The following is a 4,772-nucleotide window of genomic DNA, read 5'->3' as shown; positions in this document are numbered from 1 at the left end:
GGCGACCAGTGCACCCGCAACCGCCCACCACGGACGCCGTGTGCGGGGTGGCTTTGCCGGCTCGGCGGGCGGCGGATTCAATGCGGCCTTCACCACTTCAGCGGTGAACGGCGGTTTGCGGAAGCGTACCCCGGTGGCATCGAAGATTGCATTGGCGATGGCGGCCGTTCCCGGCACCGAGGACGATTCGCCGGCACCCTGCGGCGGCTGGTCCGGCCGCTGCATCATCATCACATCGATGACCGGCACCTCGCGGAAATTCAGGATCGGATAACTGCCCCACTCCTTGCTGGCGACGGTGTTCTTGCGGCTGTCGACCTGCACTTCCTCCTTCAGGGCGCGGCTGGTGGTCTGCACGACGTTGCCGTGGATCTGCTGCTTGACGCCCGCAGGATTGATCATCAGTCCCGCATCCTGTCCCACCACGACGCGGCGCACATGCACTTCGCCGGTGTTGCGGTTGACTTCCACGTCGGCCACCCATGCCGACCATGCGGCGCCGAAGCCGGGGAAACGGCTGTGCGTATAACGCGCATAGGCGAAGCCCTGCCCTTTCAGGAAATCGCCGTCGGGAGCCTGCTGCTGCGGCCGGGTATGCGGCAGCCAGCCGGCGCGCTCGACGGTGGCCCGCACCAGTTCGGCGGCGCGATCGTCCTTCAGGTAACGCAGCCGGAATTCGACCGGATCGACGCCGGCTTCGGAGGCCAGTTCGTCGATGTAGCTTTCATGCGCAAAGGAATTCGGCAGTGCCGACACACCGCGCAGCCACGATGCGCGCAGGATGGGCGCCATGTCATTGATCGCCACCCGCAGGTTGGCATAGTCGTAGGGCGGCACCGAGGTGCGGTCGCCCATTTCGTAGGCGACCGCACCCGGACTCACTTTACCTGTCAGCAGCAGGGCCAGCGTGAGCGCGCCGTTGGATGGATACGATGTCTGGAAATCGTATGCCGCGACGCTGCCGTCGGCATTCAGTCCGCCGCGCACTTCCATCAACTGGGCCGCGCCCTTCGGTTCCCACTGGTGTTCCTGCTCGCGGGTGAGCTGCACCCGAACCGGATGGCCGACCGCGCGCGACAGCAGCGCGGCGTCGGCGGCGACATCGTCCGCACAGTTGCGGCCGTAGCAGCCGGCGGCTTCCATGCGGATGACATCGATGGCGACGTCGGCCAGGTCCATCAGCTTGGCGAGATCGGCGCGCAGCACATGCGGATTCTGGGTGCCGGCCCATACCGTCATCCTGTCGGGATGCCAGTCGGCGACGGCGCATGAGGGGCCGATCGATGCATGCAGTTGGTAAGGCCAGACGTAGGTGCGGTCCATGCGTATCGCCGCATTCGCAAGCGCCGCATCGACATCGCCCTGCTCCGCCACGACCCGGCGGGTGGACGGGTTGTCGCGCAGCGCGACTTCGAGGTTGGCCAGGTTCGGCAAGGCAGGCCAGTCCTTCCACGTCACCACCAGATCGCGCATCGCCTGTTCGGCATGCTCTTCCCGTTTCGCCACCACACCGACGAAGTCGCCGATGGCAACGACCGCCACCACACCGGGAATATGCGCGATCGATTGTTCATCGACGGATTCGAGGGTACGGCCGATGAAGTCGCCGTGGTCGGCGCCGGCATACGGCGGTCGGATCACGCGGCCGTGCAGCATGCCGGGGACGCGCAGGTCGTGCACGAAGGTAAGTTCGCCGGTCGCCTTGCCGGGGATGTCGACGCGGGGCATGCTCTGCCCCACTACCTTGTACTCTTCCGGACGCTTGACCGGCGTGCCGGTGTCGAGCAGGAGTTCGACGTGCCGCTCCCGCACCAGGTCAGCGTATCCGATGGCCCGCTCGGCATGGCCGGTTACCGCAACGATGCCGGCCTCGACGGTAAGCTCGGCGGCATTTGCCCCAAGATGTTCGGCAGCCCGCGCGATCAGCCATGCGCGCGCCTGCGCGGCGGCGATGCGCAGCGGCACCGCGTGGATCTGGATCGACGCACTGGCGATGGTGGCGCCCTGGTTGGGCGCACGGGCCGTGTCTCCGAGAACCATGTTGACACGGTCCATCGGAACGTCGAGTTCCTCGGCGACGATCTGCGCGAGCGCGGTGCGGATGCCGGTGCCGAGGTCGACGTGGCCGTTGAGCGCGGTGACGCTGCCGTCGTCCCATACCGCGATCAGGATTTCGACGCCTTCGGCGGGATTGCCGGGCACCGCCGCGGGCTGGCCTTTCACCGGTGGTGGCGGTGGCGGCGGCTCGCGCGTGACCAGCAGGACGCCGGCCGCTTCATGAAAATCGCGCCGGCTGGCCGGCGTATCCGCGCGCCGGTTCATCGCTGCGCCTCCGCCGATTCCGAAAGCTGGCGGGCCGCGCGGCGCACGGCCTGCAGGATCTCGATATGGGTTCCGCAGCGGCACAGGTTGTGCGCCAGCGCATTCCTGATGTCCGTGTCGGTCGGATTTGGATTGACATGCAGCAATGCAACTGTCGCCATGATCATGCCGTTGAGGCAGTAGCCGCACTGCGCCGCCTGCTCCTCGATGAATGCCTGCTGCACGATATGCGGCGACCTTGCATTGCCGAGCCCTTCCAGCGTGGTGACGTGGCGCCCGGCCACCCCGCGTACCGGGATCACGCAGGCACGCGCGCATTTGCCGTCGACCAGCACCGAACAGGCGCCGCACTGGCCGAGGCCGCAGCCATATTTCGGCCCGTTGAGTTGCAGGTCGTTGCGCAGCACCATCAGCAGCGGCGCATCGCCCGGCACATCAAGACTATGCTGCTCGCCGTTGACCGTCAGCGACAAAAGCGGATTGCTCATTGCGAGTGGTATTTCATACGCTCAGGTAAGCCTGCCGGACCGCTTCGTTGGCAGCCAGTTCGTCCATCGATCCTTCGAACCGGATCTGCCCCTTTTCGAGGACGTAGGCACGGTCGGATACCAATTCGGCAAAATGCATGTTCTGCTCGGACAGCAGGATGCTGACGCCTTCGGCCTTCATCTCCAGGATCATCTGCACCATCTGTTCGACAATCACCGGCGCCACGCCTTCCGACGGTTCGTCCAGCAGCACCAGGTAGGGATTGCCCATTAGCGTGCGTGCCATGGTGAGCATTTGCTGTTCACCGCCGCTCATGCGCCCGCCCGGCCGGTTCGGCATTTCGCCGAGGTTGGGGAACAGCTTGAACAGCCGCTCCGGATTCCATTCCGGCGCCGGCGCGCCATCCGGCCAGCGCCGTGGCGGCTGCCGCCCGACGTCGAGGTTTTCCATCACGCTCAGGTCGGTGAAGATGCGCCTGTCCTCCGGCACGAAGCCGAGGCCGCGCGCCGCGATGTCGTGCGGCTGGGCGGTGGAAATATCCTTGCCCATGAACGTGATATTGCCGCGCCGCTTCTGCAGCAGGCCGATGATGGCTTTCAGGGAAGTCGACTTGCCGGCGCCGTTGCGGCCCATCAGCGCCACCACCTCGCCCCGGCGGACATTGAGGTCGACGTTGAACAGGATCTGCGCCGCACCATACCAGGCGTTCAGCGCCCTGACATCCAGCAGCTTGTCCTTCGCGGCGCCGTCGGCGGTGGCGGTATGGGTTGCCTCCATTGTCAGCATCAGACGGCCTCCTTCTTCCGGTTCTTCTCGAATGTCTTTCCTGTGCCGAAATACACTTCCTGCACTTTCGGATGGTCGCGGATTTCATGCGGCGCGCCGCCCGCGATCAGGCGGCCGCGCGCCAGCACGATCATCCTGTCCGCGTAAGCGAACACCACGTCCATGCTGTGCTCGGTAAACAGCACCGCCATGTTGCGCTCGGTGACCAGCTTCTTCGTCAGCGCCATCAATTCATTGCGTTCCTTCGGCGCCATGCCGGCGGTCGGCTCGTCCATCAGCAAGAGTTTCGGATTATTGGCCATGGCGATGGCGAGCTCGACGCGCTTGACATCGCCGTACGCCAGCACGCTGCAAGGACGGTCGGCCTGCGCCGCCATGCCGACCTGTTCCAGCAGCGCAAGCGCTTCGTCGCGCTTGTGCGCCGCCGCCTTGCGCCACATCGAAAACAGCTTGCCGTCCGCCGAAATCAGTGCCATCTGGACGTTTTCCACCACCGTCAGCGATGCGAAGGTTTCGGCGATCTGGAAGGTGCGGCCGACGCCCATGCGCCAGATTTCGCGCGGCTTGAGCCCGACCAGTTCCTTGCCGTCGAGCCTGATCGATCCGGCATCGGCCTTGAGCTGGCCATTCACCATGTTGAAGGTGGTGGATTTGCCGGCGCCGTTGGGGCCGATCAAGGCAAGCAATTCGCCGGCGGCAAGCTCGAAGCTGATGCCATCGACCGCCTTCACGCCACCGAAGGATTTGCCCAGGTTGCTGACTGTCATGAGGCTCATCAGTGCACTCCCTTGGAGCCGGCCTTGCGTTCGGCCAGGTTGTTGGACAACTGGCGGATATATCCGGCGATCCCTTGCGGGAAGAGCAGCACCAGCAGCAGGATGATGCCCCCCAGCATGGCGCGCCAGTAGTCGGTGCTGCGTGCGACCGTGTCATGCAGCCAGCCGAAGGTGACCGCGCCGACGATCGGGCCGATCAGGGTTTGTATGCCGCCGAGCATCACCATCACGATACCGTCCACCGATCTGCCGACATGCAGGGTCTCTGGCGAGATGCTGCCCTTGGAAAACGCGAACAGGCTGCCCGCCACGCCGGCAACCAGGCCGGCGATCACGAACGCGGTCCATTGCAGCTTCTTGACATCGATCCCGATCGCATCGGCCCGGAGCACCGAATCG

5 protein-coding genes are annotated in these 4,772 nt (G+C 65.3%); all 5 read right to left on the bottom strand.

All coding sequences use genetic code 11. The features are described 5' to 3' along the window. Window positions 1-2,322, bottom strand: a 2,322-nt coding sequence (locus tag V7080_RS24150) for a xanthine dehydrogenase family protein molybdopterin-binding subunit (RefSeq protein ID WP_334190926.1), incomplete at its 3' end; no start/stop codon positions are given. Beyond that, complete coding sequence (locus tag V7080_RS24145; protein WP_334190925.1) at window positions 2,319-2,810, bottom strand: (2Fe-2S)-binding protein; 492 nt, start codon at window positions 2,808-2,810, stop codon at window positions 2,319-2,321. The genes V7080_RS24145 and V7080_RS24150, both read right to left, overlap by 4 nt. Before the next feature lie 13 nt (window positions 2,811-2,823). Beyond that, the gene (locus V7080_RS24140; RefSeq protein ID WP_442947282.1) at window positions 2,824-3,597 is read right to left on the bottom strand and encodes an ABC transporter ATP-binding protein; all 774 of its coding nucleotides are present in this window, start codon (window positions 3,595-3,597) and stop codon (window positions 2,824-2,826) included. Next, window positions 3,597-4,373, bottom strand: coding sequence for an ABC transporter ATP-binding protein (locus tag V7080_RS24135; RefSeq protein ID WP_334190924.1), 777 nt, complete (start codon window positions 4,371-4,373; stop codon window positions 3,597-3,599). Before V7080_RS24135 ends, V7080_RS24140 begins: the two co-directional genes overlap by 1 nt. Further along, window positions 4,373-4,772, bottom strand: a 400-nt coding sequence (locus tag V7080_RS24130; protein ID WP_334190923.1) for a branched-chain amino acid ABC transporter permease, incomplete at its 5' end; no start/stop codon positions are given. The genes V7080_RS24130 and V7080_RS24135, both read right to left, overlap by 1 nt.

Origin of the sequence: Noviherbaspirillum sp. (assembly GCF_036846085.1) — a bacterium.
In the GTDB taxonomy this organism is placed as follows: domain Bacteria; phylum Pseudomonadota; class Gammaproteobacteria; order Burkholderiales; family Burkholderiaceae_D; genus Noviherbaspirillum.
The sequence above is the reverse complement of the archived record's forward strand: the minus strand, read 5'-3'. Positions and strand labels throughout refer to the sequence as shown.

Coding starts and splice junctions, on each gene's coding strand:
- V7080_RS24145 (WP_334190925.1), bottom strand. CDS start 2,810: ATGAGCAATCCGCTTTTGTCGCTGACGGTCAACGGCGAGCAGCATAGT.
- V7080_RS24135 (WP_334190924.1), bottom strand. CDS start 4,373: ATGAGCCTCATGACAGTCAGCAACCTGGGCAAATCCTTCGGTGGCGTG.
- V7080_RS24140 (WP_442947282.1), bottom strand. CDS start 3,597: ATGCTGACAATGGAGGCAACCCATACCGCCACCGCCGACGGCGCCGCG.